This window comes from Cognatundibacterium griseum, assembly GCF_014284195.1.
GTDB classification, from domain to species: domain Bacteria; phylum Pseudomonadota; class Gammaproteobacteria; order Burkholderiales; family Burkholderiaceae_D; genus Undibacterium; species Undibacterium griseum.
On the sequence record NZ_JACOGC010000002.1, the window covers coordinates 541402 to 567832 of the forward strand.

Consider the following 26431-nt stretch of genomic DNA (forward strand, 5'->3'; position numbering starts at 1 on the left):
GCTCAAGCCTATTACGCTATTTTCTAAAAAAAAGAAAAAAAATCGTATTTTCTAAGCTTCCTATAAGGAAGCCGGCTTTACTACTTTCAAACCTTTGCTATGCACTTGGGTGTGACAATTGGGGTGCAATAGTACCCGATTTCCCAAAGCATCAGAACCTCCATTCACGCGATATTCAATGTGATGGTCATGCCAGCCTGTTGCCTTGGTCATCTTGCAATTGCATGCTGCACAAAGCCCTTTCTGATCAATATACATCCGAATAAATTGCTTGCGATGTCGCATGTTTTCCAACATACGTTCTTGCCGCAATTGTTCGCCATACATTTCCCATTCAGGGGCAAACGGGTTATACCCCCCTTTGATTTTCTTGTGCCGCTTAATGACTGTACCGGACAACTGGTACAGCTCTGTCAGCGTTGTTTCCCCAACTTCGTTCACTACAGGTACCGCGAATACCCAATTCCGATCACCAACTGAGTGAAAGTATTTCTCCTTCACCCATTCAGTGCTCTTATTTGGATGTCGCCGTTTTGACCACCGCCAGAGCGCCTTGAATATCAGGTGCTCCATTCGGCTGTACGTCGCTTTGGCCACAACAGGACTGTGATACTGCGCCCAGCCCCGAAGGATCGGATTTAACAGGTAAATTAACTCTTCCTGTTTAATCGTCTTATGTTTGCTGATGATTTCCTTCACTTTGCGATAAAACGCTTGCGCGTTTTTCTTGCTAGGTTTGATGAGTAGTTTTCCTTGATACTTACGGAAATTCCACCCCAGAAAATTAAAACCTTGGTCAATGCAGACAATATGCGTTTTCTCATCGGAAAGGGTTAATCCTCTTGTTGCTAGGAACTCCACTACCCAAGGGGTGACTTCGTTTTCCAATATCTCTTTCGAGATGCCTGTAATTACAAAGTCATCCGCATACCGAACTACATTCACTTTTAGTCTGAGAGCTTTAGTCACGCCTAACTTCTTACCTAGGTAATTTGTTAAACCCGATTCCAGCCCATTCAGCGTCACATTTGCCAATGTGGGGGAAATAATTCCTCCTTGCGGCGTACCGGTTTCTGTCTCCTGAAACTGGCCTCGGTCTATCAGGCCAGATTTCAACCATTTCCGCAGTATTGAACGCTCCATGGGAACATTTTCAATCAGCCAGTCATGGTTGATGTTGTCAAAACAGCCTGCTATATCTGCCTCCAAAACCCATTGAGCCGAAGCTTTACTGGATAAGGAAACAAACAATTGGGACATCGCATCTGCAGTCGATCGATTGCTCCGAAATCCGTAGGAGTTCGGGTCACTCGTCGATTCGGATACAGGTTCCAATGCCAACAAAAACATAGCCTGCATAGCCCGATCAAGCATCGTGGGTATCCCTAAGGGGCGTTTCTTCCCGTTCGCTTTCGGTATATAGACTCTCCGCAGAGCAGATGGTCTATATCCACGCGGCTTCATCCTGTTAACTGCCCACCATTTCGTTTCAGGCGACTCCCATAGCTCACCATCAACACCTGCTGTACGCTTACCTTGATTCTCAGTAACACGTTTTACTGCTAATAATTTTGCAGAGAGCGTGCGGGTTAGCATCCGTTGCAGGGCTTTCACCTTGCGCCATTTGCCTTCCCTTGTAGCCTTCGCAATTCGTATCTGCATCCCTTTCACGTTTCGCTCTACTTGCCGCCAGTTAACAGCGTGCCAGTCGCGCGGTGCGTGAGAAAGCGCAGACACATCCATTTGGATATGCACTTTCATGCTGCTTTCCTCCTTGTAAATTGATAGATAACTTCAATTTTCCAAGTGGAAACTCATAACGCTCCTTGTGGGAGCGTCCATAGCTCCCACAAGTAAAAATATCCGTCTGGTGAGTATCATGTCCTGATACTCACCCTTCACCCCATCCAAGGTAAAGGGTTGGTCAGCCGTCTTGCGACGATAGACCAGATAGAAGTCTGCACCCTTTCAGGTCGGGACAAATCTTGAATCCCTATCCGAACCATTACAGCCCGGCATTCGCTTTCTCTATCCTCCCATGCCCGCTCCTCCAACAGTTTCCCTTGCGGGGCACCTGCCAATTTCAGATACTCTGGAAATTGGCGGAGAGTCGGGTTTTCCACGTTCCCCACTTATCACACGACCGGGTTAGGGTCTGTCTTTTCTCCGGTGGCCTGATGACGACGTATTCCGAGTCGTTAGCGGAATAACCGGCCATGCACCTTTTGGTTAATGCCTGACAGCAGTTTTGGCATCTCCATATTTACGAAGTTTAACAACAGTTCACTTACATTACCCGTACCAGCCAGCCTAGCCTCTCAACCCCGTTACTGCTCGGAGTATCTATACTTCATCTCGCGATATAAGCATACCCAAATCACAGGGAGATACATTGTCAGAAGAGCTTCACACGTAACCGTTACCAGTCGCGCATGTCTTCGTAGGCTACTGTTAGTCGCATAACAGGTTCACTATTCGACTAAAAAATTTAAATCGAACCGAACAATGATAAATAGAGCTTTTGTCCCCTTGTTTGCAAATTAAAAACTGTGCACGGGGGACACGTGTCGCACAACGGCTGATATGATACTCGTTTTAACCGAAACATAGACAAAATGGGCAGCTGTTGCCCCTGTATTGTCAGGGCAAGGCCGCATTAAGTGTGTGTTTAATGATGAGAGTTCATCATATTGTTTATCTCCAGAGAAATCCTTCTATGAGCAAACCAGTTTTTACCCATTCCCAGGATCAGTTAAAGCAAATCGCGCAGGATATGCTGCATTTTGCAAAATTAAGGGGCGCGAGTGACGCAGCGGTGGAAATCAGCGAAGGCGGCGGTTTGTCGGTCAGCGTGCGTAAAGGCAAGGTCGAGACGATTGAGCAGAATCGCGATAAGGGAATCGGTATCACGGTGTATCTTGGTCAGCGGCGCGGTAATGCCAGTACTTCGGATTTTTCAACTCAGGCGTTAAAAGATGCGGTTGATGCTGCATACAATATCGCGCGGTTTACTGCGGAAGATGATTGCGCCGGGCTGGCTGATGCCGATATGTTTGAAATGTCACCGCCTGACCTGAAACTTTGCCATCCCTGGCTGATTTCAGCCGAGGAAGCGATTGCGCTTGCGCAACGGGCGGAAGCGGCTGCATTTGCCGTTGATCCACGTATCACTAATAGCGAGGGGGCTGGAGTCCACGTGCAGCAATCACATTTCGTTGCTGCTAACTCACGCGGATTTACAGGCGGCTATCCAATTTCGCGGCATACTATTTCTGTGGCTCCTATCGCCGGCAAGGGAGCAAAAATGCAGCGCGATGACTGGTATTCCTCGCAACGCAATCCCCGTAAGCTGGCGCAGCCGGAAGCGATCGGGCGTTATGCGGCAGAGCGCGCACTGGCCCGGTTGAACGGGCGTCAGCTTGATACACGTAAATGCCCGGTTTTATTCGAAGCTCCGCTGGCGGCAGGATTGCTGGGCGCATTTGTACAGGCAACGTCTGGTGGTGCGCTGTATCGTAAATCTTCTTTTTTGCTTGATACGCTGGGTACCCGGATTTTTCCTGAGCATATCAGGATCGAGGAAGACCCGCATATTATCGGAGGAATCGGCTCATCGCCATTCGACGACGAGGGCGTACGGACACAAAGACGGGAAGTTGTCAGTCAGGGGGTATTGCAAGGATATTTTCTGTCAACCTACTCGGCGCGCAAATTAGGAATGAAAACAACGGGCAATGCTGGTGGTTCGCATAATCTGACGCTGAGTTCCGGTTTGACGAAACGCAGCGATCATTTTGCTGCGATGTTGCGGAAAATGGATACCGGTTTGCTGGTAACCGAGTTGATGGGGCAGGGTGTAAATTATGTGACGGGTGATTATTCCCGTGGTGCGTCAGGTTATTGGGTGGAGCGGGGCGTTATCCAGTACCCGGTAGAGGAGATCACGATTGCCGGTAATATGCGGGATATGTTCCGTCAGATAGTGGCGGTCGGTGCTGATAGTCTGATCCGGGGAACGAAGCAGACCGGTTCGATACTGATAGAAAGCATGATGGTCGCCGGAAGCTGAAGTTCAAAATAAAAAAATACCCCCGGAGTAATTCGGGGGTATTTTTTTAGAAAGGGTAACTGCCGGCGCGGAGTGATGCTGCCGGATAGACTATGCCCCCAGATAGGCGGCAATCACCTGGGGATTGTGCAGAAGATTCTGACCGCTGTCATGCAAGACGATCTCACCATTTTCAAGCACATATCCGCGCTGGGCGATTTTCAGCGCCTGGCGCACATTCTGCTCCACCAGCAGGATGGTCAGCCCGGACCGATTAATTTCTTTCAGGACGCGGAAAATTTCCTGCACCATCAATGGCGCGAGCCCCATGGAAGGTTCGTCCAGCAGCAAGACTCTGGGCTTGGCCATCAAGGCCCGCCCGATTGCCAGCATTTGCTGTTCACCGCCCGACAAATTGCCCGCCAGTCCGGTGGCGCGGTTTTTTAATACCGGAAACAGCGTGAAGATATAGTCCAGGTCGCGGTGGATCTGTGTTTTGTCTTTTCGGGTATAAGCGCCGAGATCCAGATTTTCCTGCACTGTCAGTGTCGTCAAAATAGCACGGCCTTCAGCCACCTGTACGACACCTTTTTGCACGATCTGATGCGGTGACAGAGCGCTGATATCTTCTCCTGCCATACGGATGGTTCCGGATGCTGCTTTGATCAGCCCGGAGATTGCCAGCAGTGATGTGCTTTTTCCTGCGCCATTTGCCCCGACCAGTGCCGTGATTTCGCCATTCTGTAATTCAAGGCTGATATTTTTAACCGCCTGAATGTGACCGTAATTGACACTCAGATTTTCAATATGCAGCAGTGCACTCATGCGGCTTCCTCCCTACCGAGATAGGCTTCAATTACATCTGGATTGCTGCGTACCTGATCCGGTGTGCCCTCTGCGATAATTTTTCCGAAATTCAGTACGGCGATCCGGTCACAGAGTTCCATGACAAAACGCATATCATGCTCAATCATGAAGATCGAAAATCCCCGGTTACGGATATTCTTAATTTCCGCCATGAGCTCGGTCTTTTCCGAAGGATTCATCCCGGCAACCGGTTCATCGAGCAGCAATAGCTGGGGTTGCGTTGCCAGTGCCCTGGCAAATTCGAGTTTGCGCTGCTCACCGTAAGAAAGATTGTCGGCCAGCATGTGCGCCTTATGGTCCAGCCTGACCCAGGACAGCAGTTCATGGGCACGGGTTTTTGCCTGTAGTTCGGCTTCGCGGAAACTGCGCAGATTCAGCAACAGGCTGGCGACGTTGTAATTCAGGTGATCATGCATTCCGACTACAACATTTTCCAGCAAAGTCATTTCTTTGAAGATGCGGATATTCTGAAAGGTGCGGGCAATGCCGAGCTGGGTAATTTTATGTGGTTCAACCGAGCTCAGATCTTGACCGTTGAAACGTACCTGACCGCTGGACGGACGCAGTAATCCTGTGATCAGGTTAACGATCGTCGTTTTTCCGGCACCATTGGGACCAATCAGCCCATAAATACTGCCGGCTGGCATCGTGAAACTGACATCCTGCAGAACATGCAGCCCACCGAAACGCTTACTGATGGCTTGTAATTCCAGCATTTAACTTCCTTTAGCTGAAGATATTTTGATAAATCGGTTGCGCAGTGCGCGCAGTCGCGCCGGGTCCCAGATTCCTCTCGGCAGATACAGGATCACCAGAATCAAAATCAACCCATTGGCCGCCAGGCGAAAATCTTTCATAGAACGCATGACTTCGGGCAGCAGCGTCAGGGTAGTGCTGCCGATCAGCGGGCCGAGCAGATTGTTGGTGCCGCCAAATACGGCCATTGTCAGAATATCGACTGCATTTTCAAAAGCGTAATTTCCTGGGCCGATCGTGAAGGTGTAATGTGCATTCAGGCCACCGGCAAGTCCGGCAATCACAGAACCGAGGACAAATGCCAGCAGCTTATATCCTGCCACATTTACCCCCATCAGTCTGGCGGCTGTCTCATCTTCCTTGATCGCCTCAAATGCACGTCCGATCTTCGAACGGCGGAGTCTGGCCAGCGCAAATATAGTCAGCCCCAACAGCAGTGCGATATGCCACCACTCTGTTTTTGTCGGAATGCCGTTGATTCCCATCGGTCCGCCTGTTATTTCCAGATTCAATACGATCACGCGTACTACTTCACCGAATCCCAGTGTTGCCATCGCCAGATACACACCGGATAAGCGCAGGGTAGGAATACCGATCGCCAGGGCAACGATTGCCGGTGCAAATGCAGATGCCAGCAGTGCGACCGGAAAAGATAACCCTGTCTGCATGCTGATCATGGACGCAGCATAAGCACCGATGCCCATAAATGCCGCATTCGCCAGCGACAGCAGCCCACAGGAGAGTGTCAGATAAATGGACAGTGCCAGCATGGCATTAATGCCGACACCAAAAATAACGGTACTGTATATCGACCAGAAACCTTCCCACCATTCGAGCATGATGTTATGCCTTTCTTTCTAAAATCTTGCCAAACATGCCGGAAGGTCGCACCAGCAAAATCACAAACAGCAAACCGAAGGCGACTGCATCACGAAAATCGCTGGACAGGTACGCCACGCTCATTACTTCGGCAACGCCGAGGAACAGGCCGCCGATCATGGCGCCGCGTATATCGCCCATGCCGCCGAGGATGATGACGGCAATTCCTTTATGCAGCATTGGCTGCCCCATGAAAGGGGAAATTGCATTAAATGACAGACCGACCAGCACACCTGCTGCGCCGCCCAGTGCGGCGGCGGCAAAAGAAGTCAGAAGAAATAAACCTTCCACGTTAATGCCGAGCAGATAGGCGGCTTTCGGTGATTCGGCAATCGCACGTAAGGCACGGCCAAGCTGGGTGCGGCGCATGACCAGCAGTAATACAATCATCAGGATGAAAGAGATCAGTACGATGGCGAGCTGGACTGCAGTCAGGTGCAGGTTGCCAATACTGATGCTGTCTTCCGGAATCGTGCCAAAGGGAAAGCGCTTGTTTTCGGCGCCAAACAGTCCCTGTGAAATATTGGTGATCATAATGGCGACGCCAATAGTCGCAATCATCGGTGACAGGTGCGGTGCATTGCGCCGGCGCAGCGGTCGCAGCACCAGAAAATCGACAAGCATTCCCAGTGCGCCGCACGCCAGCATGGCGACTGCCATTGCCAGCCAGAGCGACAGCTGAAACTGACTGACCAGTAATAAGGCAATATAGCTGCCCAGCATGAAGATGGCGCCGTGCGATAAATTAATGACGCCAAGCACGCCAAATACCAGCGTAAAGCCCAGCGCAAATAAGGCATACACGCTGCCAAGCGTCAGGGCGTTGATGAGTTGTTGTTCAAACATGACGATCCAGACAAAAATCATCGGATGGATGGGCGACACCGGAATGCAGGAGTCGGAGCAACGATCAGATTCAAGGATAAAACAAAAAACGGCAATAAAACAAAACAGCGACCCGGAGATGATATCTGGCGAATCGCTGTGGTGACCAGCCTGGTACAGAAAGCGGGATTATTTCAGGAGTACGAATTTACCGCCTTTGGCAATGTTAACGATTGCATCCTGTTGTGCATCATAGCCGGCTTCTTTTCCGTCCTTCGGTGCCGCACGGCGGAAGGCAAATTTACCTGTGGCACCATCGTGTTTGACTGCAGGTAATGCATCCCGCAATGCCAGACGGTCTTTTTCAGGATTGCCACTGAGTTTGACCTGTTTCAGCGCCTCGGTCACGATGTGCATAGCGTCATAAGCCTGTGCTGCAAACTGATCCGGATCCGTATTGAATTTTGCTTTGTAGTCGGCAATAAACTGTTTATTGGCAGGCGCCATGTTTTCCGCAGACCATGGACTGCCCATCAGGGTGTTGTCTGCTGCATCTTTGGCGATTTCAAATAATTTCGGAGAATTGAAGCCGTTTCCGCCGATAAATGGTTGCTTCATGCCCAGGGAACGTGTTTGCAGGATGATGTTTGCGGCTTCCTCAGCCAGGCAGGAGCAGACGATGGCATCCGGATTGGATGCTTTGATTTTCGTTAGCTGCGCTTTGAAATCCACATCGCCTTTGGCATAGGTTTCTGTATCGGTGACAGTAATTTTCTGGTCAGCCAGCGCAGATTTGAATACGTCGTAACCGCTCTTGGTGAAGGCATCATCATTGCCATACAGGACGGCTACTTTTTTGATGCCAAAATGTTTCACTGCAGCGCGGGTGGTGACAGGCAAGACGTCGGCTTCCATAACGGAATTGCGGAAAGTGAATGGTCCCATGCCAGTGATGCCGTCTGCTGTATTGCTGGTGCCAAAAACCACCGTTTTAGTCGCGTTCGCGATCGGATCCGCAGCAAATGCAGAGTTGGACAGAGTTGGGCCAAAAATCATCAGCACCTTATCCTGAAAAATCAGTTTTTTGAAAACATTGATGGCTTCTTCTTTTTTACCCTGCTCATCTTCAATGACCAGCACGATTTTGTTGCCATTGATGCCGCCTTTGGCATTGATTCCTTCTGCCGCCAGGGTGAACCCGTTTTTAATCGCAACGCCATATTTGGCGGCGGGGCCGGTCAAGGCTTCGGCCATACCGATTTTGATGTCGGCGGCATGGCTGATTGCTGAGTATCCTGCGAGAGCGGTAGCGATTATCAATTTAAGATGTTGTGACATTGTGGAGGTCTCCTCAGATTTTTGTCGGACAATAAAGTCTTTGCCCGAAGATTGTATTGGCTGCAAACTAATACAGCAATATAAACTGTATGTTGCGTTGCAATGTCAGACACTTAAGTAGTTTTACTGATGTGGAAAATTCTGCCGTATGATTTGACTGCGCTGCAACAAAACTGTTTGATTTTCGGATTGCCCTGATTACGTCTGACGCGGGGCTGATATTCTTCAGGAGATTAATCATGTTGCCTGTTAAGCTGGACAGGGAATTTATCGTGCTGGACCGCTCGCTGCATGCGCATACAGCGCAAGTACAGCCGGCTTTATATGAAGACTTGAATGCCCGTTTTGATGGCTTTCAATCCTGTCTCCTGATTGCGGAATATGTGTTTGATGATGACTGGGGCACATGGGAGCGTCATCCGCATGGCGACGAAATACTGTATTTGCTCAGTGGTGCAGCGGAAATTCATTTCCTCGCCGGTGGCCGGATGCAGAAGCAAAGCCTGCTGCAACCGGGCAGTGCCATGATTATCAGACAAGCTTGCTGGCATACCGCCAAGGTGTTGCAGGGACCTTGCCGGATATTGTTTGTGACGCCCGGGGAGAATACGGAAAATATCGTCAGCCCGCCGTTTGCCTGAACAGTCAGCGAGAGCCGGGAAGTGCATTGCGCCGCAGGATTTATAGGTAGAATTTTAACTATGCGCCGGGCGAGGAAGATAACCTGTCGGTGTTGAAAGCGCCGGAAGTTGCTGGTGCAGCGTTTGCGTCACACCAGCAACCAGCCGGGTTGGGCGGGTTACAACGCCAGTTTCTGACGTGCGCGAACGATGGCGCTGCGAACCTGATCCGGCGCGGTACCGCCGATATGATTGCGTGCAGCCACTGAGCCTTCCAGTGTCAGAACCTGGAAAATATCTTCGGCGATCAGTGGTGAATAAGTTTGCAATTCTTCCAGTGGCATGTCGCTGAGATCGCAGCCTTTTTCAACGCAGGTTTTCACGGCATGCGCAACTGCTTCGTGCGCATCGCGGAAAGGCAATCCCTTTTTGACCAGATAGTCCGCCAGATCGGTTGCTGTGGCGTAACCCTGCAGTGCTGCAGCACGCATTGCTTCGGGTTTGACCTGTATACCGCCAGCCATGTCCGCAAAAATGCGCAGGGTATCAATCAGGGTGTCGACCGTATCGAACAGTGGTTCTTTGTCTTCCTGATTGTCTTTGTTGTACGCCAGCGGCTGGCCTTTCATCAGGGTCAGCAAGGCAATCAGGTGACCATTCACGCGACCGGTTTTGCCGCGTGCCAGTTCGGGTACATCAGGATTTTTCTTTTGCGGCATGATGGATGAGCCGGTACAGAAGCGGTCTGCAATATCGATGAAGCCAACGCGCGGACTCATCCAGATAATCAGCTCTTCTGACATGCGGGAAATATGCGTCATGATCAGTGCGGCAGCAGCGCAGAACTCAATCGCAAAGTCACGGTCAGAAACGGCATCCAGTGAGTTATAGCAGACCTCATCAAAACCGAGAGTACGGGCAACCCGTTCGCGGTCAATCGGGAAGGTGGTGCCGGCCAGCGCTGCTGCGCCCAATGGCAGGCGGTTGACACGTTTGCGGCAGTCCAGCATACGTTCGGTGTCGCGGCTGAACATTTCCACGTAAGCGAGCATGTGATGACCAAAAGTAATGGGCTGCGCCACTTGCATGTGGGTGAATCCCGGGAGGATTGTGTCTGTATTTTTTTCCGCCAGGTCGATCAGTGCACTGCGCAGTGTGCGCAGTAAATCAGCAATCTGATCAATCGCGTTGCGCATATACAGGCGGATATCGGTGGCTACCTGATCGTTGCGCGAGCGTCCGGTATGCAAACGTTTTCCTGCATCACCAACCAGCTCGGTCAGGCGTTTTTCAATATTCAGGTGTACGTCTTCCAGATCCAGCAGCCATTCGAACTGACCCGATTCAATTTCTGACAGAATTTGTGCCATGCCGCTCTGTATTGCCGCGTAGTCTTCAGTGCTGATGATTTTTTGCGCGCTCAGCATTTCAGCATGGGCCAGTGAACCTTGAATATCAACCGTTGCCATGCGGTTATCGAAAAAAACGGAGGCCGTATAGCGTTTCACCAGATCGGAAACCGGTTCGGAAAAACGGGCAGACCATGCCTCGCTCTTTTTGTTGAATTGTGATGTCATAATAGATAGATTGCCGTGATTGGCTGCGGTTGGCGATAAATTACCCCCGATTATAAAACACCGCGCTGCTTTTGCCTGAGCAAAACCCGATGAGACCAGCCTTGCCTGCGACAACTGATGAACCCGTGATTCCCGATTGCTGCAATATCGGGGTGATTTTCCGTGTTTTACTTGGCGTCAGTCTGATGGTTCTGATGGGACTGGGCGCGCGTGGCGACAGCTGGGATCTGGTGCTGCAAAATTTCATTGAGATTTCGATACTCATTGACCTGATTGTTTTGCTGTCATTGCTGATCCTGTGTGCTGGCCGCCGTTATGCTTACCGTCACCCGTTTTCTGCCTGGGCGCAGCGCTTGCTGTGTATGGCCGTTCCGGGGCTGATCAGTTTTCTCTCTCTCGTCTTCATGGCAGACAATGCCTGGTTCGCAGAGGCGTTTCCGCATCTTGACCGGGTTTATCTGGTAACCCTGAGCGTATTGCTTGGAGGGCTTTTCCAACATTATTTTGAGCTGCGGATGAAAGCGTATTCTCCAGCGTTAGGGGAGGCACGTTTGCAGGCGCTGCAGGCGCGTATTCGCCCGCATTTTCTGTTCAATAGCTTAAATACTGCCTTGTCGCTGATCCGCCATGAGCCCCGTCGTGCAGAAACGGTGCTCGAGGATTTGTCTGATTTGTTTCGTGTGCTGATGCGTGATACCCGTTACATGACAAGTCTGCTGGAGGAATTACAGCTGTGCCGGCAATATCTGGCGATCGAATCATTGCGGCTTGGAGACCGCCTGCATCTCGTCTGGGACATGCCGCAGTTAAGCGACAATGATCTGCGGCAGATTGAAATTCCGGCATTATTGTTGCAACCGCTGCTCGAAAATGCCGTTCACTATGGCGTGGAGCCTGCCGTTGCGCAGGCCACCATTGAAATCCATATTCAGCGGACGCTGGATAAGATTGACATCCTGATCCGGAATCCTGTTCATCCGCACCGGCAATCCGGAGAAGCGCTGATTTCTGGTAACCAGATGGCGCTGGAAAATATCCGTCAGCGCCTGGCATTGCTTTACGATATGGAGGCTGCATTGCAGACGGCAGAGAAGAATGGTTTTTTCGAGGTCAGAATTTATTTTCCGGTCAGCCGGTGAATGTGATGAATAAACCGACAATCTTGATTGTGGATGATGAAGCGCCGGCTCGGCAGCGCCTGAAGGATCTGTTGTCCGATCTGCGTGAGCAATGCCCGCACATCCTGTCGGGTGAGGCGGATAATGCCCGGGATGCGTTGCTGAAAGTGAGGCAGTTGCATCCTGATATCCTGCTGCTGGATGTGCAGATGCCGGAAATGAATGGCATCCAAATGGCGCAATATTTGCGAGATCATTCATCTGAATACGGCGTTCCCGCGATTATTTATGTGACAGCTTACGATGCTTTTGCTGTCCCGGCGTTTGAAGTTCAGGCCAGTGATTATCTCGTCAAGCCGGTGCGGGTGGCACGTTTGCAGGATGCGATTACCCGGGTTGTGCAGCGTGGTCTGCCATCAGCGCCGGCAACTTCTGAACTGCCGCCGGAAGCGCTGCGCAAGAGTCATTTTTCAGTTCCGGAGCGCGGGCGGATATTGCTGGTGCCGGCAGATGATGTTTTGTATCTGAAGGCGGATCAGAAATACGTGTCATTGCATACTGCCGATAAATCTTATTTGCTGGAGGACTCCCTGCTTTCGATTGAAGCGGCATTCAGTGAGCGTTTCGTCCGGGTGCACCGCAATGCGCTGGTTGCCCGGACAGCAATTGCAGGAGCGGAGCGGGTGGTTCAGGCTTCGGATATGGAGGGAGGACAGGAGCGGGTATCTGAAAACTGGCAAGTCATCATTGCCGGCTCCCCTGAGCGTTTGCCTGTCTCACGTCGTCAGTGGCCGGTCATCAAAGTGCTGGTGAAAAGCGAGGGGCGCTAGATGTGCGCTAGAGGTGCGTTTGATGCAGAGGATGCGGATTAAAAATACGGCGCGTGGCAGAGGTGCTATTCAGCGCCAGACTGGCAGTCCGGTGAGGTCCGTATTGTCATCGTTGACCCAGGCAGGTAAACCGCTCAGGTCTGTCGGCCCCAGTGCCTCCAGTAAATCCAGCTGTTCCTGACGGCTCGTTCTGATACGTTTGGTTTGCGCGGAATTTTTCCTGACTTCAGGTTCAGCAAAGGCGGGTTCGGCAAAACCCGGTAATTCCAGGGTGGCGTTATCTTTGTAATCTTTCATCGGGCATATTCATCTGGTTGGCTGATCCTGGAGTCGGCAGGCATACCGGCACCCGGCATCGTTTTTCAACTGTGCCATGGGATGTTGCCGATCAATGCTGCTGACTTGAGATTGTGCGAACGCACTTTGAATTTGGTTGCGGGGGCAGGATTTGAACCTACGACCTTCGGGTTATGAGCCCGACGAGCTGCCAGACTGCTCCACCCCGCGTCTGAAGAGGGCGAATTCTACATGGCTGACCACAGATATACAAGGGAAGATGGAAAATAATTTATCCTCATTTCGGCAAATCAGGAAAGCGACTGATTTTTGGCCGCGAACCGGCATGTTCCTGTGCATGCCGCAATTAAGCCATGCATAATGAAGCTGCATGTGCTGAATGCCGTTATTAAGAGATCAGGAGAAGTCGTTGTGATGGAATATGAAGTAATGGATACGCAGATTTCGCCGGAAGGGCGAATGGAGGTTTTGTCGAAGGCCGAAGTGAATATGCTGCTGGATAACAGCCACGGCGGCCTGTATCAGGTGTTTCGCAATTGTGCGCTGGCCGTGCTGAATTGCGGCAGCGGTCTGGATGACGGGAAAGAGCTGCTGGAACGTTATCCTGATTTTGAAATCACCATCCTGCAGCGTGAGCGGGGCATCAAGCTGGATGTGAAGCGGGCGCCTGCCAGCGCCTTTGTGAATGGCGTGATGATCAAGGGGATTCAGGAGCATTTGTTTGCCGTGCTGAGGGATATTCTGTTCATCAATGCAGAAATGTCGGCGGGGAATAAATTTGATCTGAATTCGACCGAGGGTGTGACAGATGTGGTGTTTCATGTTTTGCGGAATGCCAACCTGTTGCGGCCGCAGGTGAATCCGAATCTGGTGGTTTGCTGGGGCGGTCATTCGATTTCCGGTGCAGAGTATGACTACACCAAGCAGGTTGGATACCAGCTTGGTTTGCGCGGCATGGATATCTGCACCGGTTGCGGCCCGGGAGCCATGAAAGGGCCGATGAAGGGCGCCACGATTGGCCATGCCAAGCAGCGCATCAACAGCGGTCGTTATATCGGCTTGACTGAGCCGGGCATTATTGCGGCGGAAGCGCCGAATCCGATTGTGAATGATCTGGTGATCATGCCGGATATTGAGAAACGGCTGGAAGCCTTTGTCCGTACCGGTCATGCTGTGGTGGTGTTCCCCGGTGGCGCTGGTACTGCAGAAGAAATTTTATATTTGCTCGGTATTTTGCTGCATCCGGATAACACTGGTCTGCCTTTTCCGCTCATTTTTACCGGCCCTGAGAGCGCTGCCGAATATTTCCGGCAAATTGATCGCTTTATCGGTGACACGCTGGGCGCGCGCGCTCAGCAACTCTATCAGATCATCATCAATGATCCGACCCGGGTTGCAATCGAGGTCGAAGCCGGGATCAGGAAGGTGCGCGAATTCCGCAAGCAAAAAGGGGATGCCTATTACTTTAACTGGATGCTTAAAATCGACCAGGAATTCCAGCATCCGTTCGAGCCTACGCATGAGAATATGCGCAATCTGGCATTGCACAAAAATCAGGAAGTGCATGTGCTTGCAGCAAACTTACGCCGCGCCTTTTCCGGTGTGGTGGCTGGGAATGTGAAAAACCAGGGGATCAGGGCGATTGAGCAGTACGGGAATTTTGAGATTTCCGGGGATGCGGAAATGATGGAGTCCATGGATGCTCTGTTAAGCTCGTTTGTTGCGCAAAACCGCATGAAACTTCCCGGCAAGGCTTATGCGCCGTGTTACAGGATACTGAAATGACATCCTGAATCCCGGGGGGGAAGGAGTAAGACGGCGTCACAGCCTGAGTCTCCTTGTCGGATGTCGCAAAATATTCCTGATGAGACATAAATTTACTTGGCTTATCTTCCGGAATTGGTAACATATGTCGGGTCAGTTCCATTCTTTTTAGGGAAATCATCATGAGTACTGTGCAGCAAGAAGTGGATGAACGTACCAACCTTACTGGTTCCAATAAATTTGAACTGCTGCTGTTCAGACTCGGGGGAGATGCCAATGGCGATCGCTCTGAACTGTTTGGTATCAATGTATTCAAGGTACGCGAAATCGTTGCGATGCCCACCATTACTGCAGTTGCCGGCTCTTTGCCGCATATGCTGGGTGTGGTGAATCTGCGCGGTCAGATCATTCCCGTGATCGACTTACCTGCCGTGGTTGGCTGCACGCCAAAGACCGGTTTGAACATCATGCTGGTGACCGAATATGCGCGTACCACCCAGGGTTTTGCGGTGGAATCGGTAGAGGAAATTGTCCGCCTGGACTGGAATCAGGTTTTATCAGCTGAAAACAGTGCAGTTCGCGGCATGGTAACCAGCATTGCCCGTCTGGATGGGGATACGGAAAATACCCGGCTTGCCCAGGTGCTCGATGTTGAGCAGATTTTACGTCAGATTACGCCATCCGACAGTAAGGAAGTCGATCCGGAAACGATGGGTGATAAGCTGAAGATGCGGGATGGCGCTGTGATTCTCGCCGCCGACGACTCCAGTGTCGCACGCAGCCTGATTGAGCAGGCGTTGTCAGCGATTGGCGCGCCATACATTATGACCAAGACCGGTAAAGAGGCCTGGGAGAAGCTGCAGGCGCTGACTGCGGCAGCACAGGCTGAGGGGCGGGCGGTCAGTGATAAGGTGGCAATGGTGCTGACTGACCTGGAAATGCCGGAAATGGACGGATTTACCCTGACCCGAAAAATTAAACAGGACGAGCGCTTCAAGGCCTTGCCGGTCATCATTCACTCATCGTTGTCTGGGTCTACCAATGAAGAGCATATCAAGACCGTTGGTGCAGACGCTTATGTCGCAAAATTTGTCGCTGAAGAGCTGGCAGCTGCAATCAGAAAAGTTTTGGCCAAATAATCAGCCGGATTCTTAGGGCTTATCGAAAGCGCCGTTTTGCAACGGCGCTTTTTTTATGGAAAAAACAGTGTAAAAGCCGCTACGGAGCAGCGCACTTTTACATTTTCTACCACTGGTTCAACGGTTTTGAGCAGGAACCGCACGCCAGCCACCGGGACAATCCCGTATCGCGGGATAAAAGCCATCAGGCTGATTGCAATACAACCAGTCCCCGCTGGGGTTATTGTCGGGTGAAATGGTGTTGCTATAGCTGCCGTAATGATCCGGACTGATATAGGTGCTGCTGTTGTCCCGGATATAAACGGTATTGTAGGCAGGGGTGTTGTAAATCACGGTCGGTCCAGCGTTGATGGTGGTACCTAGGACGACCTCCGGATAATACGGGTAATAACCGCGGTATCCGCCATAGTAGTAGGGGTTGTGAAAATAAGGACCGTAAGGACCGTATGGACGGTATATCGGATACCCGACATGCACACCAATATTCCATCCTGACCGTACCGGGCTGGCTGCCCCGTAGCGTGCGCTGAGCCAGCTTTGCGCTTCACTGTCTGCGGTAGCGAGAATACTGATTCCGCTGATGATGAATGCCAGGATGTTTTTTATTTTGAATTTGTTCATGTAAAAAATACCGGTTTTTCCCCGGTTGTGAAACTAAATGCCAAAAAAACACTCTGTATCAGCTTCAGCCCGATGTTGCCCGGCTGATGCGGATAAGAGACTCTTTTTCATGGTAGCAGTATTTTGAAAATGGGTTGTTTCTTAATGTTGCATGCAAAAGAATACATGATGCGTGCGAATTGCTGATATATGGCTTATCAAGAATAAATCCGGACAAAATAAACATAAAAAAGATCAGAACAAAGGATAAACGATGATCAGGATAAGAATTTCCAGGCTGGCCTGCCTGTTGCTGGCTTTGGCGCCGGCAGTATTGCCCTTGAGCGTATTGGCAGATGCAGATGACGCCATTGTCAAACCGGGTGTCAGGGAACGCTACACGAAATATGAGTACCGGATTCCTATGCGCGACGGAACACGACTGTTTACCGTGGTTTATGTTCCGAAAGATACTGCAAAAACATATCCCTTTCTGATGATCAGGACTCCGTATGGCAGCGGTGTGCATGACAGTGGGCAAGCCCGCTACGGCGTGGATTTTTATCCGAATGCTCTGGGGCCATCGAAAGAAATGGAAGACAGCGGATATATTTTCGTCAGCCAGGATGTGCGCGGTCGCTATATGTCGGAAGGAGTGTGGCAGGAAATGACGCCGCATCTGAAAGCACTGCGCCAGCCGGGGGAGGGCACCGAGAGTGCGGACATGCACGATACGGTCGAATGGCTGCTCAAAAATATTCCCGGCAATAATGGCAAGGTCGGAATCTGGGGAATTTCCTATCCGGGATTTTATACATCGGCCAGTATTATTGATTCTCATCCTGCGATTAAAGCAGCCTCACCGCAGGCTCCGGTAACGGATCTTTTCATGGGGGACGATTCTTATCATGGCGGCGCTTTTATGCTGGCGGCCAATTTCGATTTTTATTCCAATTTCACAGTAGAAAAAAATCCGACTACCTTACCGGGTGCCTGGCATCCGTTTGATTATGGCATGCAGGATGGTTACGCCTATTTCCTGAAATACCAGAATCTGTCGCAGATCACGGCGCAGCTCAATGAAAAACAACGCGAGCTGTTGTTGCCAACCATTGCGCATAATACTTACGATGATTTCTGGAAGTCGCGCAATATCGCCGCGCATCTGAAAAATATCCATGCGGCCGTCCTGACAGTTGGCGGCTGGTACGATGCCGAAGATCTGCAGGGGCCGCTGACAACGTATCAGACGATTAAAAACTCCCAGAAAGAGCACTATAACGGCCTGGTCATGGGGCCGTGGTCGCATGGAGGCTGGGGGATGGCGGATGGGAAAACTCTGGGTCACGTCAGTTTCGATTCAAAGACCGGTGAGTATTACCGGAAGCGTATTCTGTTCCCATTTTTTGAGTATTACCTGAAAGGAAATGGCAATAAACCCGGCGCAGAAGCAACTATGTTTGAGACCGGCACCAATGTCTGGCGCAGTTACCCAAGCTGGCCGCCACAACAGGCAAAAAAGCAGACGCTGTATTTTTCAGCGAATGGATCGTTAAGCTGGAATGAACCGCAGGAGGAATTCAATACCTTCGATAGCTACATCAGCGATCCGAAAAAACCGGTACCGTTTATTTCTTATACGGCGACAGGCGTTCCACGCGAATACATGGTTGGTGATCAGCGTTTTTCTGCAACCCGGCCAGATGTGCTGACATACCAGACTGAGCCACTGGAGGAAGATGTGACCGTCGCCGGACCAGTCGAGCCTGCGCTGTTTGTATCGACGTCCGGCACGGATGCAGACTGGATCGTTAAATTGATTGATGTATATCCGGCAGAATATCCCGAAAAAAACATGGGAAGGGATCGTATGAACGATGTGCCACCGCCAGCGATGACGATGGCAGGTTATCAGCAGCTGGTGCGCGGTGAGCCCTTGCGCGGGAAATTCCGTAACAGTTTTGAGAAACCGGAACCGTTTGTTCCCGGAAAAGTAGCGGCGATCCGTTACCGGATGCCGGATGTTTTGCACACTTTCCGGCGCGGACACCGGATCATGGTTCAGGTCCAGAGTTCATGGTTTCCGCTGATTGATCTGAATCCGCAGAAATTCATGGATCTGGCGACAGCCAAAGCCGAAGATTTTCAGGCCGCCACCCAGCGTATATATCGCTCCCCGGGACAATATTCCGGCATCGTATTGCCAGTATTACCCAGATAATTGAATATAAACCGGATGATCGAAAGATTGCCCTGATGTCGTCACTGTCGCTGACTGTGCCGGGTGCAGTGTCTGCCGGAGCGATCTTGCGTAAATCCGAATCAAGACAGGAAGTGATCATGAACAGCATTGACATAAAGCGCCGCGCACTGGCAGCCCTGATTGCCGCAACCTGTACCGCAAGCACTTATGTGGCTCATGCACAGGCCAGTACATCCAATGCATGGGTGCTGGAAGCATCAACCATGAATCTGAAAGCAGATCCATGTACGGATTTTTTTGAATATGCCAATGGCATCTGGTTGAAAAACAATCCGATTCCTGCTGACCGTTCCCGCTACAGCGCCTATGACGAGGTCACTGAGCGCAACTTAAGCGCCTTGCGGCAAATTGCAGAAGCAGCCGCCGCAGGAGAGACCGGCACGCCGGCAGCCCGGCTGGTAGGCGCGTTCTATGCGAGTGGAATGAATGAGGCGCAGATTGAAAAAGCAGGGGCAACGCCGCTGGAGCCTGAATTTGCCCAGATCAGAACGATACAGGATAAGCGTCAGCTGATGCGCGTGATCGGAAGCCTGCACCGTCAGGGCATCATGCCCCTGTTTGGATTCAGTGTGGATCAGGATGCGAAAAATGCGACGAGATATATTCCGCAAATGCTGCAGGGGGGACTGGGGCTGCCCGACCGTGATTATTATCTGAAAAACGACTCGAAAACCCGGCAAATCCGCCAGCAGTATCTGGCGCATATCACCCGGATGTTTGGGTTATTGGGTGAAGCGCCGGAAGCGGCGCGGCAAATGGCGGGACAAATACTGGCGCTGGAAACCCGGCTCGCCAGGGTGTCGCTGACCAAGGTGGAGTTGCGCGATCCTCAGGCCAGTTATCATTTGTCGGATCTTGCTGGGTTGCAGAAGATCGGACGCGGTACGCCATGGCAGGCTTATTTCAATGAAATCGGCTTGAATGCGCCCGGAGCAATAAACATTGCGCATCCCCGGTTTATGGCCGAAATAGATCGTATGCTTGACCAGATCCCGCTGGCGCAATGGCAGCTTTATTTGCGCTGGGAAGTATTGAACAGTCGCGCCGATTTTCTCAGTGATCCGTTTGTTGAGGCTAATTTTGATTTTTACGAAAAAACCCTGGCCGGTGCCAAAGAACTCAAGCCACGCTGGAAACGGGTGCTGGCTGTGATCGACGCCGAAGCCGGTGAGGCATTGGGTGAATTATATGTGGCACGGTTCTTCGGCCCTGAAGCAAAAGCCGAGGTGCTCGATATGGTGAATCATATCAAGGCAGCCATGCGCGACAGTATCGGACGTCTTGAGTGGATGTCTGAACCCACCAAACAACAGGCGTACAAAAAACTCGATTCACTGGCAGTAAAAATCGGTTACCCGGATAGCTGGCGTGATTATTCAGGTTTGCAAATTGATGCAGGTTCTTATGCAGATAACGTGGCGCGGGCATCCGCTTTTGAGTTTAAGCGGATACTGGGGCGTCTCGGTAAACCGATAGATCGTAATGAATGGGGAATGACTCCGCAAACCGTGAATGCCTATTACAATCCGACCATGAATGAAATGGTTTTCCCCGCAGGTATTTTGCAGCCGCCTTTGTATCATGTGAAAGCGGATGCGGCCGCAAATTATGGCAATACGGGCGCCACCATAGGGCATGAACTGACGCATGCGTTTGACGATCAGGGCCGGCAGTTTGATGCTGAAGGCAACCTGAAAAGCTGGTGGGAAAGAGCAGACGAAAAGAAATTTATACGCCGTACAAAGGCGATTGAGAAGCAATTCAATGAATTTAATCCGATTGACGATCTGCACATCAATGGAAAACTGACGGCGGGTGAAAATATTGCGGATCTGGGCGGCATGAAAATTGCGCTACAGGCTTTACGGCAATCCTTGCTGACCCGGCCACAACCCGCGCTGATCGACGGGCTGACGCCTGAACAGCGCTTTTTTGTGGCGAACGCCCAGAGTTTTCGCAGCACGATCAGAGATGAAATGCTGCGCCTGACGCTGGCAACCGATCCTCACGCACCGGATAAATTCCGGGTGATTGCCCCGATTGCGAATATGCCCGAATTTTCAGAGGCGTTTCAATGTCAGGGCGACCGTTCACCATTGCGGCCGGAAGGGAAGCGCGTCAATATCTGGTAACTGTCTGCGCATAGCGTATGGGGTATACTGTCGCTTGAGATGTAATGGTGCGGTATGGCGCGGTTTGATGGATCGTTTGTCTGCACCATTGATAAAAGCGGGGGAGTATCTTTCAAAAATGCTCTGATGCCCAGGTAAATTGCGGGCTGTTTTTTATACTCCCCTCCAGTATATTTCGAGTAAAACAGGTTTCAGATTTCGGATTATTCAGTTTTATCCGGTCAGTGTGAAAAAATATGGAAACGACAAAAGTCATTGAATTTGAACGTCCGCAAATGGATATCGGAAGCAGTTGCGTGGACAATGCCTGGGCGCGGGTACCGGATGTGCCGGATGCCACAGAAAAGCTGGCATTGAAAGCGCGCATTCGTCAATTGCTGAAAGAAAAGCAGGCAGTGCTGGTCGCTCATTATTATGTCGATGCCGAATTGCAGGATCTGGCCGAGGAAACCGGCGGCTGTGTTTCCGATTCGCTCGAAATGGCGCGATTCGGCCGCGATCATCCGGCGCAAACCCTGGTCGTCGCGGGTGTCAAATTCATGGGGGAAACCGCTAAAATTCTGAGCCCCGAAAAAACCATCCTGATGCCGGATCTGGATGCAACCTGCTCACTCGATCTGGGTTGTCCGGCGGATGAATTTACCGCGTTTTGCGATGCGCACCCAGACCGCACCGTGGTTGTGTATGCGAATACCAGTGCTGCTGTGAAGGCGCGTGCTGACTGGATGGTGACTTCCAGTATTGGTCTGGATATCGTCGCGCACCTGCATGCACAGGGCAAGAAAATTTTGTGGGCGCCGGATAAACATCTGGGCAGCTACATTCAGCAGAAAACGGGTGCCGATATGCTGCTATGGCAGGGCTCCTGCCTCGTGCATGATGAATTCAAGGGGATTGAGCTTGATTTGCTGAAAGCCGAACATCCGCACGCAAAAGTGCTGGTGCATCCGGAATCGCCTGCGGCTGTGGTTGCGCAGGCTGATGTGGTCGGCTCGACTTCGCAAATGATTCATGCGGCGCAGACAATGGATGCCGAGGAGTTTATTGTTGCCACCGACAATGGCATTCTGCACAAAATGCAGCTGGCTGCGCCGGGAAAACGCTTTATCGTCGCGCCGACTGCCGGCAACAGCGCTACTTGTAAGAGTTGCGCGCACTGCCCATGGATGGCAATGAACGGTCTGCGTAATCTGTTGCATGTGCTGGAAAGCGGTGACAATCAAATTCATGTGGAGCGCGCCACCTCAGAAAAAGCAAAACTGTGTATTGATCGCATGCTCGATTTTGCTGCCGCCAAAAAGGCTAATGTACGGCCATCTGCTGACCTTGCCAAAGAAGGAAAGCTGTTTGCAGGTATTGGCCCGGCATGATGCAGAGTTTCATAGCCATCTGCGCAGCTGTTGTATGAGTTCGCGGAACATGGTGTACAACTCTGCTTCTGGTTACCGCGCAGAAAATTCAGAATTCAACCTTTATCATCATGTCCAGCAATTTAATTAATCAACATTTCCCTTTTGACGCAGATCTGCAAAGCGCATTCGAGCGCAATATCCGCGATGCACTGACCGAAGATGTCGGCAACGCCGATCTGACGGGCTTGCTGGTTCCGGCCGATGAGCGTGTTCATGCACAAGTCACCGTTCGTGAGGATGCTGTACTGTGTGGCGCCCCCTGGTTTGATGCAGTCATGGCAGCCTGTGACGCCAGCATTCGCATTGAATGGCAATATGCCGAAGGCGATGTAATGCGTGCGAATTCTGTGGTCTGTAAAATCGAAGCACCGGCACGGGCCTTGCTGACGGCAGAACGTTCGGCATTGAATTTTTTGCAGTTATTATCGGCGGTAGCGACAGCCACGCATCAATATGTGAAGATAATTACCGGTACCCGTGCAGCGATACTCGATACCCGGAAAACCTTGCCGGGTCTTCGTCTCGCGCAAAAATACGCAGTCCGCGTCGGCGGTGGCAAAAACCAGCGTCTCGCTTTGTACGATGGAATCCTGATCAAGGAAAATCATATTGCTGCAGCCGGAGGAATTGCGCCGGCGATGCAGCAGGCGCTCAACCTGCATGCAGGTGTCAGCATACAGATTGAGGTTGAATCGATTGCTGAGCTGCAAGCGGCGTTAGAGGCCGGCGCAAAGTCGATTTTGCTCGATAATTTCAGTACGCCGATGATGTGCGAAGCGGTTGAAATTAATGCCGGACGTGCTGTGCTGGAAGCTTCGGGCGGTGTTGACCAGAGTTCAGTCAGGGCGATTGCTGAAACCGGTGTGGACCGCATCTCTATCGGAAGTCTGACGAAAGACATTAAGGCGACAGATTATTCTCTGCGCGTTATCTGAAATGAGCTCGGGGAGAGTCGGATGATATTTCCCGGGCACTGAAATAGAAAAGGGCTTCCATGCGGAAGCCCTTTTTGATGTATGCCAGCAGAATTTATTTTTTCCGCTTGGGCGTCAGTACGGTTGGCAGTGCTTTGGGCAAGGTGTCCGGATAATCCCGGCTGAAATGTAATCCACGGCTTTCGCGCCGGGCCAGTGCGCTATTGATGATCAGCGAAGCGACTTCCACCAGATTGCGCAATTCCAGTAAATGATTGGAAATCCGGAAGTTGGCGTAGTACTCGTCAATTTCTTCTTTCAGCAGGCGGATGCGGTGTTTGGCGCGCTCCAGGCGTTTGGTGGTGCGCACAATACCGACGTAATTCCACATAAAACGTCGTAATTCATCCCAGTTGTGGGCGATCACGACCTCTTCATCGGCGTCGGAAACACGGCTTTCATCCCAGTCGGGCAGGGCGATTGGATTGATCCGGTCCTGCGACTCAATATGTTTTGCTGCCGCACGTCCGATGACGAGGCATTCCAGCAAGGAGTTGCTGGCAAGACGATTAGCGCCATGCAACCCGGTGTAGGCTGTTTCGCCTACGGCATACAATCCGGGCAGATCTGTCCTGCCATCCGTATCGGTGACGATGCCGCCACAGGTGAAATGGACGGCGGGAACTACGGGAATTGCCTGCCTGGTGATATCGATCCCCAGCTCCAGGCAGCGAGCGTAAATCGTTGGAAAGTGTTCTTTCAAAAATTCCGGTGATTGGTGCGTAATGTCGAGTTCAACATAATCAAGACCGCGTTTTTTCATCTCGAAGTCAATGGCGCGTGCCACGACGTCACGCGGCGCCAGTTCAGCGCGCTCGTCATGTTCTGTCATGAATCGTTTGCCGGCAGCGGCTCCTGCTTCTGCCGGTAATTTGAGGATGCCGCCTTCACCGCGCACTGCCTCGGTAATCAGGAATGACTTGGCGAAAGGGTGATAGAGGCAGGTCGGATGGAACTGAATAAACTCCATGTTGCCGACACGGCAGCCTGCCCGCCATGCCATGGCAATGCCGTCACCGGTCGCAGTGTCGGGGTTGGTCGTGTACAGGTAAACCTTGCCTGCGCCACCCGTTGCCATGACTGTATGCTGCGCAGAAAAGGTGTCGACCTTGCCAGTACGGACATCCTGCACATACAGACCGAGACAGCGAGGTGTCGGAGAATGATCGCCAAGTCTGGCTGAGGTGATCACGTCGATGGCATAGTGATGCTCAAACAGGGTGATGTTCGGATGATTGCGGACTTTTTGTTCCAGTGTGACCTGCACTGCGTGCCCCGTGGCATCGGCAGCATGGATAATTCTGCGCTGGCTGTGTCCGCCTTCACGGGTCAGGTGGAAACCGAGTTCTGCGTCTTCGTCTTTGGTGAAGGGAACGCCCTGTTCAATCAGCCAGTCAATCGCTTCGCGACCATGTTCAATAATATAGCGGGTAGCACCTTCATCACACAGCCCACCTCCGGCGATCAATGTGTCGGCAATATGCTGATCGTGGCTGTCGTGCGAATCGAGTACGGCAGCAATGCCGCCCTGCGCCCAGTTGCTGGCGCCATCCAGCAGTTCACGTTTCGAGATAATGGCAACCTGACGGGTTTGCGCCAGATGCAGGGCAACGGATAAGCCGGCCAGACCACTGCCAACGATGACTACATCAAAATTCTTCATAGGTGGGCTTTATAAAAACGTTCTGTCTTGCTGTTGAATTTTCAACATGCCGGCCGTATTGAGGCAGCATCAGACTGACAGGAAATCGTTTGTTGAAATGTTTTATTTTATTACGACAGGCCTGACTTTGCCTGCCGCTTCTTTAGCCAGGCGGCGCGCTGTATCGGTGTCACCGGCTGATGCCAGCGCCACCCCCATGCGCCGACGTGCAAAAGATTCCGGCTTTCCGAATAAACGGATATCTGTTCCCGGCACCTGCAGTGCTGCAGCGACGCCTTCAAATCCAATGGCTTTTGCTTCATGCTGACCGTAAATCACGGCAGATGCTGCTGGTGTGCGCAGAGAGACATCGACGGGTAAACCCAGGATGGCTTTGGCATGCAACTCAAATTCGTTTTGAATCTGGCTGGACATGGTAACCATCCCGGTATCGTGTGGACGCGGGCTGACTTCTGAAAACCACACCATTTCGCCTTTTACAAATAACTCCACCCCGAACAGGCCTAGCCCACCGAGGTCGTCTGTAATTTTCTGCGCAATCTCACGTGCACGTTCCAATGCGACAGGGGGCATTGCCTGAGGTTGCCAGGATTCTACGTAATCCCCTTGTACCTGCACGTGACCGATAGGGGCGCAGAAATGCGTGGCAATTTGTCCGTCGGCATCCATTGCGCGCACGGTTAATTGTGTAATCTCATAGTCGAAATCAATCATTCCCTCCACGATCACCCGTCCGGCATTCACGCGCCCGCCTGCCGCCGCGTATTCCCAGGCGTGCGCCACATCGGCAATGCTGTTCAGTTTTGACTGCCCCTTGCCTGAGGAGGACATCACAGGTTTAACGATGCAGGGAAAGCCGATTTCATCACATGCTTTACGTAACTCATCCAGATTGTCGGCAAAGCGATAGGGGGAGGTGGGCAGATTCAGCGTTTCGGCGGCGAGGCGGCGAATGCCTTCACGGTTCATGGTCAGCCATGCGGCACGCGCAGTTGGAATGACGCGTACTTTTCCTGCATTTTCCAGTTCAACCAGCGTGGGCGTAGCGATTGCTTCAATTTCAGGAACAATCAGATCCGGCTGTTCCTTTTCGATCAGTGCCGCCAGTGCTGTACCATCGGTCATGTCAATTACATGGGAGCGATGAGCTACCTGATGGCCGGGCGCATTGGGATAGCGATCCACGGCAATGACTTCTATACCTAAACGCTGTAACGAAATAATGACTTCTTTTCCCAGTTCGCCAGAGCCGAGCAGCATTACTTTGGTTGCGGATGGGGAGAGTGGGGTGCCGATAGGCTCAAGAGATTTCATGGGGTTAATGATTTT

The 26431-nt window shown here is 51.6% G+C and carries 21 protein-coding genes and 1 tRNA gene; 10 read left to right on the plus strand and 12 right to left on the minus strand.

The window, feature by feature from the left end:
• Positions 1–60 precede the first annotated feature (60 nt).
• Positions 61–1761: a group II intron reverse transcriptase/maturase gene (ltrA, locus tag H8K27_RS06865; RefSeq protein ID WP_186862419.1), complete on the minus strand. Its 1701-nt coding sequence runs from the start codon at positions 1759–1761 to the stop codon at positions 61–63.
• A 955-nt stretch (positions 1762–2716) separates the two neighbouring features.
• On the opposite strand from ltrA, the gene pmbA reads away from it, so the two are divergent.
• Positions 2717–4069: a metalloprotease PmbA gene (gene pmbA / locus H8K27_RS06870; protein WP_186862420.1), complete on the plus strand. Its 1353-nt coding sequence runs from the start codon at positions 2717–2719 to the stop codon at positions 4067–4069.
• A 90-nt stretch (positions 4070–4159) separates the two neighbouring features.
• On the opposite strand, the gene H8K27_RS06875 is transcribed toward pmbA, so the two are convergent.
• The 5 genes from H8K27_RS06875 to H8K27_RS06895 all read right to left on the minus strand — a co-directional run bounded on the left by H8K27_RS06875 (position 4160) and on the right by H8K27_RS06895 (position 8713).
• Entirely contained in the window at positions 4160–4873 is a 714-nt protein-coding gene (locus H8K27_RS06875) for an ABC transporter ATP-binding protein (RefSeq protein WP_186862421.1), read from the minus strand.
• Positions 4870–5631, minus strand: a complete 762-nt coding sequence (locus H8K27_RS06880) for an ABC transporter ATP-binding protein (RefSeq protein ID WP_186862422.1) — start codon at positions 5629–5631, stop codon at positions 4870–4872. The genes H8K27_RS06875 and H8K27_RS06880 overlap by 4 nt, the downstream gene beginning before the upstream one ends.
• Positions 5632–6510: a branched-chain amino acid ABC transporter permease gene (locus tag H8K27_RS06885; protein ID WP_186862423.1), complete on the minus strand. Its 879-nt coding sequence runs from the start codon at positions 6508–6510 to the stop codon at positions 5632–5634.
• Between the two features lie 4 nt (positions 6511–6514).
• A complete protein-coding gene (locus H8K27_RS06890) occupies positions 6515–7396 on the minus strand; it encodes a branched-chain amino acid ABC transporter permease (RefSeq protein ID WP_186862424.1) in 882 nt (293 codons plus the stop codon).
• 168 nt (positions 7397–7564) lie between these two features.
• Positions 7565–8713 (minus strand): ABC transporter substrate-binding protein, encoded by a 1149-nt coding sequence (locus H8K27_RS06895; protein WP_186862425.1) that lies wholly within the window; start codon positions 8711–8713, stop codon positions 7565–7567.
• 239 nt (positions 8714–8952) lie between these two features.
• On the opposite strand from H8K27_RS06895, the gene H8K27_RS06900 reads away from it, so the two are divergent.
• Positions 8953–9354, plus strand: a complete 402-nt coding sequence (locus tag H8K27_RS06900) for a cupin domain-containing protein (RefSeq protein ID WP_186862426.1) — start codon at positions 8953–8955, stop codon at positions 9352–9354.
• Positions 9355–9512: 158 nt separating this feature from the next.
• Here H8K27_RS06900 and argH read toward each other — a convergent pair whose 3' ends face one another.
• Complete coding sequence (gene argH / locus H8K27_RS06905) at positions 9513–10910, minus strand: argininosuccinate lyase (protein ID WP_186862427.1); 1398 nt, start codon at positions 10908–10910, stop codon at positions 9513–9515.
• Positions 10911–11011: 101 nt separating this feature from the next.
• Between argH and H8K27_RS06910 the strand changes: the two genes are divergently transcribed.
• Together H8K27_RS06910 and H8K27_RS06915 are read left to right on the plus strand one after the other, a co-directional pair.
• Complete coding sequence (locus tag H8K27_RS06910) at positions 11012–12049, plus strand: sensor histidine kinase (RefSeq protein WP_230418997.1); 1038 nt, start codon at positions 11012–11014, stop codon at positions 12047–12049.
• A 5-nt stretch (positions 12050–12054) separates the two neighbouring features.
• Positions 12055–12858 carry a LytR/AlgR family response regulator transcription factor gene (locus tag H8K27_RS06915; protein WP_186862429.1) on the plus strand — a complete coding sequence of 268 codons (804 nt, stop codon included), beginning with the start codon at positions 12055–12057 and terminating at the stop codon, positions 12856–12858.
• Positions 12859–12927: 69 nt separating this feature from the next.
• Here H8K27_RS06915 and H8K27_RS06920 read toward each other — a convergent pair whose 3' ends face one another.
• Positions 12928–13155 (minus strand): hypothetical protein, encoded by a 228-nt coding sequence (locus H8K27_RS06920; RefSeq protein ID WP_186862430.1) that lies wholly within the window; start codon positions 13153–13155, stop codon positions 12928–12930.
• A gap of 133 nt (positions 13156–13288) precedes the next feature.
• Positions 13289–13365, minus strand: a tRNA-Met gene (locus H8K27_RS06925).
• A gap of 204 nt (positions 13366–13569) precedes the next feature.
• Here H8K27_RS06925 and ppnN point away from each other — a divergent pair.
• On the plus strand, positions 13570–14940 hold the full coding sequence (gene ppnN / locus H8K27_RS06930) for a nucleotide 5'-monophosphate nucleosidase PpnN (protein ID WP_329604352.1): 1371 nt from the start codon (positions 13570–13572) through the stop codon (positions 14938–14940).
• A gap of 161 nt (positions 14941–15101) precedes the next feature.
• Positions 15102–16058 carry a chemotaxis protein gene (locus tag H8K27_RS06935; protein ID WP_186862431.1) on the plus strand — a complete coding sequence of 319 codons (957 nt, stop codon included), beginning with the start codon at positions 15102–15104 and terminating at the stop codon, positions 16056–16058.
• Positions 16059–16175: 117 nt separating this feature from the next.
• On the opposite strand, the gene H8K27_RS06940 is transcribed toward H8K27_RS06935, so the two are convergent.
• Positions 16176–16679, minus strand: coding sequence for a hypothetical protein (locus H8K27_RS06940; protein ID WP_186862432.1), 504 nt, complete (start codon positions 16677–16679; stop codon positions 16176–16178).
• 253 nt (positions 16680–16932) lie between these two features.
• Here H8K27_RS06940 and H8K27_RS06945 point away from each other — a divergent pair, with 253 nt between their 5' ends.
• The 4 genes from H8K27_RS06945 (at position 16933) to nadC (ending at position 23400) form a co-directional block, all read left to right on the plus strand.
• Positions 16933–18879, plus strand: a complete 1947-nt coding sequence (locus H8K27_RS06945) for a CocE/NonD family hydrolase (RefSeq protein ID WP_186862433.1) — start codon at positions 16933–16935, stop codon at positions 18877–18879.
• Between the two features lie 119 nt (positions 18880–18998).
• A complete protein-coding gene (locus tag H8K27_RS06950; RefSeq protein WP_186862434.1) occupies positions 18999–21053 on the plus strand; it encodes a M13 family metallopeptidase in 2055 nt (684 codons plus the stop codon).
• A 236-nt stretch (positions 21054–21289) separates the two neighbouring features.
• A complete protein-coding gene (gene nadA / locus H8K27_RS06955) occupies positions 21290–22423 on the plus strand; it encodes a quinolinate synthase NadA (protein WP_186862435.1) in 1134 nt (377 codons plus the stop codon).
• A 110-nt stretch (positions 22424–22533) separates the two neighbouring features.
• Positions 22534–23400, plus strand: coding sequence for a carboxylating nicotinate-nucleotide diphosphorylase (nadC, locus tag H8K27_RS06960; protein ID WP_186862436.1), 867 nt, complete (start codon positions 22534–22536; stop codon positions 23398–23400).
• Between the two features lie 94 nt (positions 23401–23494).
• Here nadC and nadB read toward each other — a convergent pair whose 3' ends face one another.
• Both nadB and purT read right to left on the minus strand, forming a co-directional pair.
• Entirely contained in the window at positions 23495–25102 is a 1608-nt protein-coding gene (gene nadB, locus H8K27_RS06965) for an L-aspartate oxidase (RefSeq protein ID WP_186862437.1), read from the minus strand.
• Between the two features lie 102 nt (positions 25103–25204).
• The gene (gene purT / locus H8K27_RS06970) at positions 25205–26416 is read right to left on the minus strand and encodes a formate-dependent phosphoribosylglycinamide formyltransferase (protein ID WP_186862438.1); all 1212 of its coding nucleotides are present in this window, start codon (positions 26414–26416) and stop codon (positions 25205–25207) included.
• Between the last annotated feature and the right edge of the window lie 15 nt (positions 26417–26431).

Bases quoted from the DNA above. Each gene is read 5' to 3' on its own strand.
- ltrA (WP_186862419.1), bottom strand. From the start codon at position 1,761: ATGAAAGTGCATATCCAAATGGATGTGTCTGCGCTTTCTCACGCACCG.
- pmbA (WP_186862420.1), top strand. From the start codon at position 2,717: ATGAGCAAACCAGTTTTTACCCATTCCCAGGATCAGTTAAAGCAAATC.
- H8K27_RS06875 (WP_186862421.1), bottom strand. From the start codon at position 4,873: ATGAGTGCACTGCTGCATATTGAAAATCTGAGTGTCAATTACGGTCAC.
- H8K27_RS06880 (WP_186862422.1), bottom strand. From the start codon at position 5,631: ATGCTGGAATTACAAGCCATCAGTAAGCGTTTCGGTGGGCTGCATGTT.
- H8K27_RS06885 (WP_186862423.1), bottom strand. From the start codon at position 6,510: ATGCTCGAATGGTGGGAAGGTTTCTGGTCGATATACAGTACCGTTATT.
- H8K27_RS06890 (WP_186862424.1), bottom strand. From the start codon at position 7,396: ATGTTTGAACAACAACTCATCAACGCCCTGACGCTTGGCAGCGTGTAT.
- H8K27_RS06895 (WP_186862425.1), bottom strand. From the start codon at position 8,713: ATGTCACAACATCTTAAATTGATAATCGCTACCGCTCTCGCAGGATAC.
- H8K27_RS06900 (WP_186862426.1), top strand. From the start codon at position 8,953: ATGTTGCCTGTTAAGCTGGACAGGGAATTTATCGTGCTGGACCGCTCG.
- argH (WP_186862427.1), bottom strand. From the start codon at position 10,910: ATGACATCACAATTCAACAAAAAGAGCGAGGCATGGTCTGCCCGTTTT.
- H8K27_RS06915 (WP_186862429.1), top strand. From the start codon at position 12,055: ATGAATAAACCGACAATCTTGATTGTGGATGATGAAGCGCCGGCTCGG.
- H8K27_RS06920 (WP_186862430.1), bottom strand. From the start codon at position 13,155: ATGAAAGATTACAAAGATAACGCCACCCTGGAATTACCGGGTTTTGCC.
- ppnN (WP_329604352.1), top strand. From the start codon at position 13,570: ATGGAATATGAAGTAATGGATACGCAGATTTCGCCGGAAGGGCGAATG.
- H8K27_RS06935 (WP_186862431.1), top strand. From the start codon at position 15,102: ATGAGTACTGTGCAGCAAGAAGTGGATGAACGTACCAACCTTACTGGT.
- H8K27_RS06940 (WP_186862432.1), bottom strand. From the start codon at position 16,679: ATGAACAAATTCAAAATAAAAAACATCCTGGCATTCATCATCAGCGGA.
- H8K27_RS06945 (WP_186862433.1), top strand. From the start codon at position 16,933: ATGATCAGGATAAGAATTTCCAGGCTGGCCTGCCTGTTGCTGGCTTTG.
- H8K27_RS06950 (WP_186862434.1), top strand. From the start codon at position 18,999: ATGAACAGCATTGACATAAAGCGCCGCGCACTGGCAGCCCTGATTGCC.
- nadA (WP_186862435.1), top strand. From the start codon at position 21,290: ATGGAAACGACAAAAGTCATTGAATTTGAACGTCCGCAAATGGATATC.
- nadC (WP_186862436.1), top strand. From the start codon at position 22,534: ATGTCCAGCAATTTAATTAATCAACATTTCCCTTTTGACGCAGATCTG.
- nadB (WP_186862437.1), bottom strand. From the start codon at position 25,102: ATGAAGAATTTTGATGTAGTCATCGTTGGCAGTGGTCTGGCCGGCTTA.
- purT (WP_186862438.1), bottom strand. From the start codon at position 26,416: ATGAAATCTCTTGAGCCTATCGGCACCCCACTCTCCCCATCCGCAACC.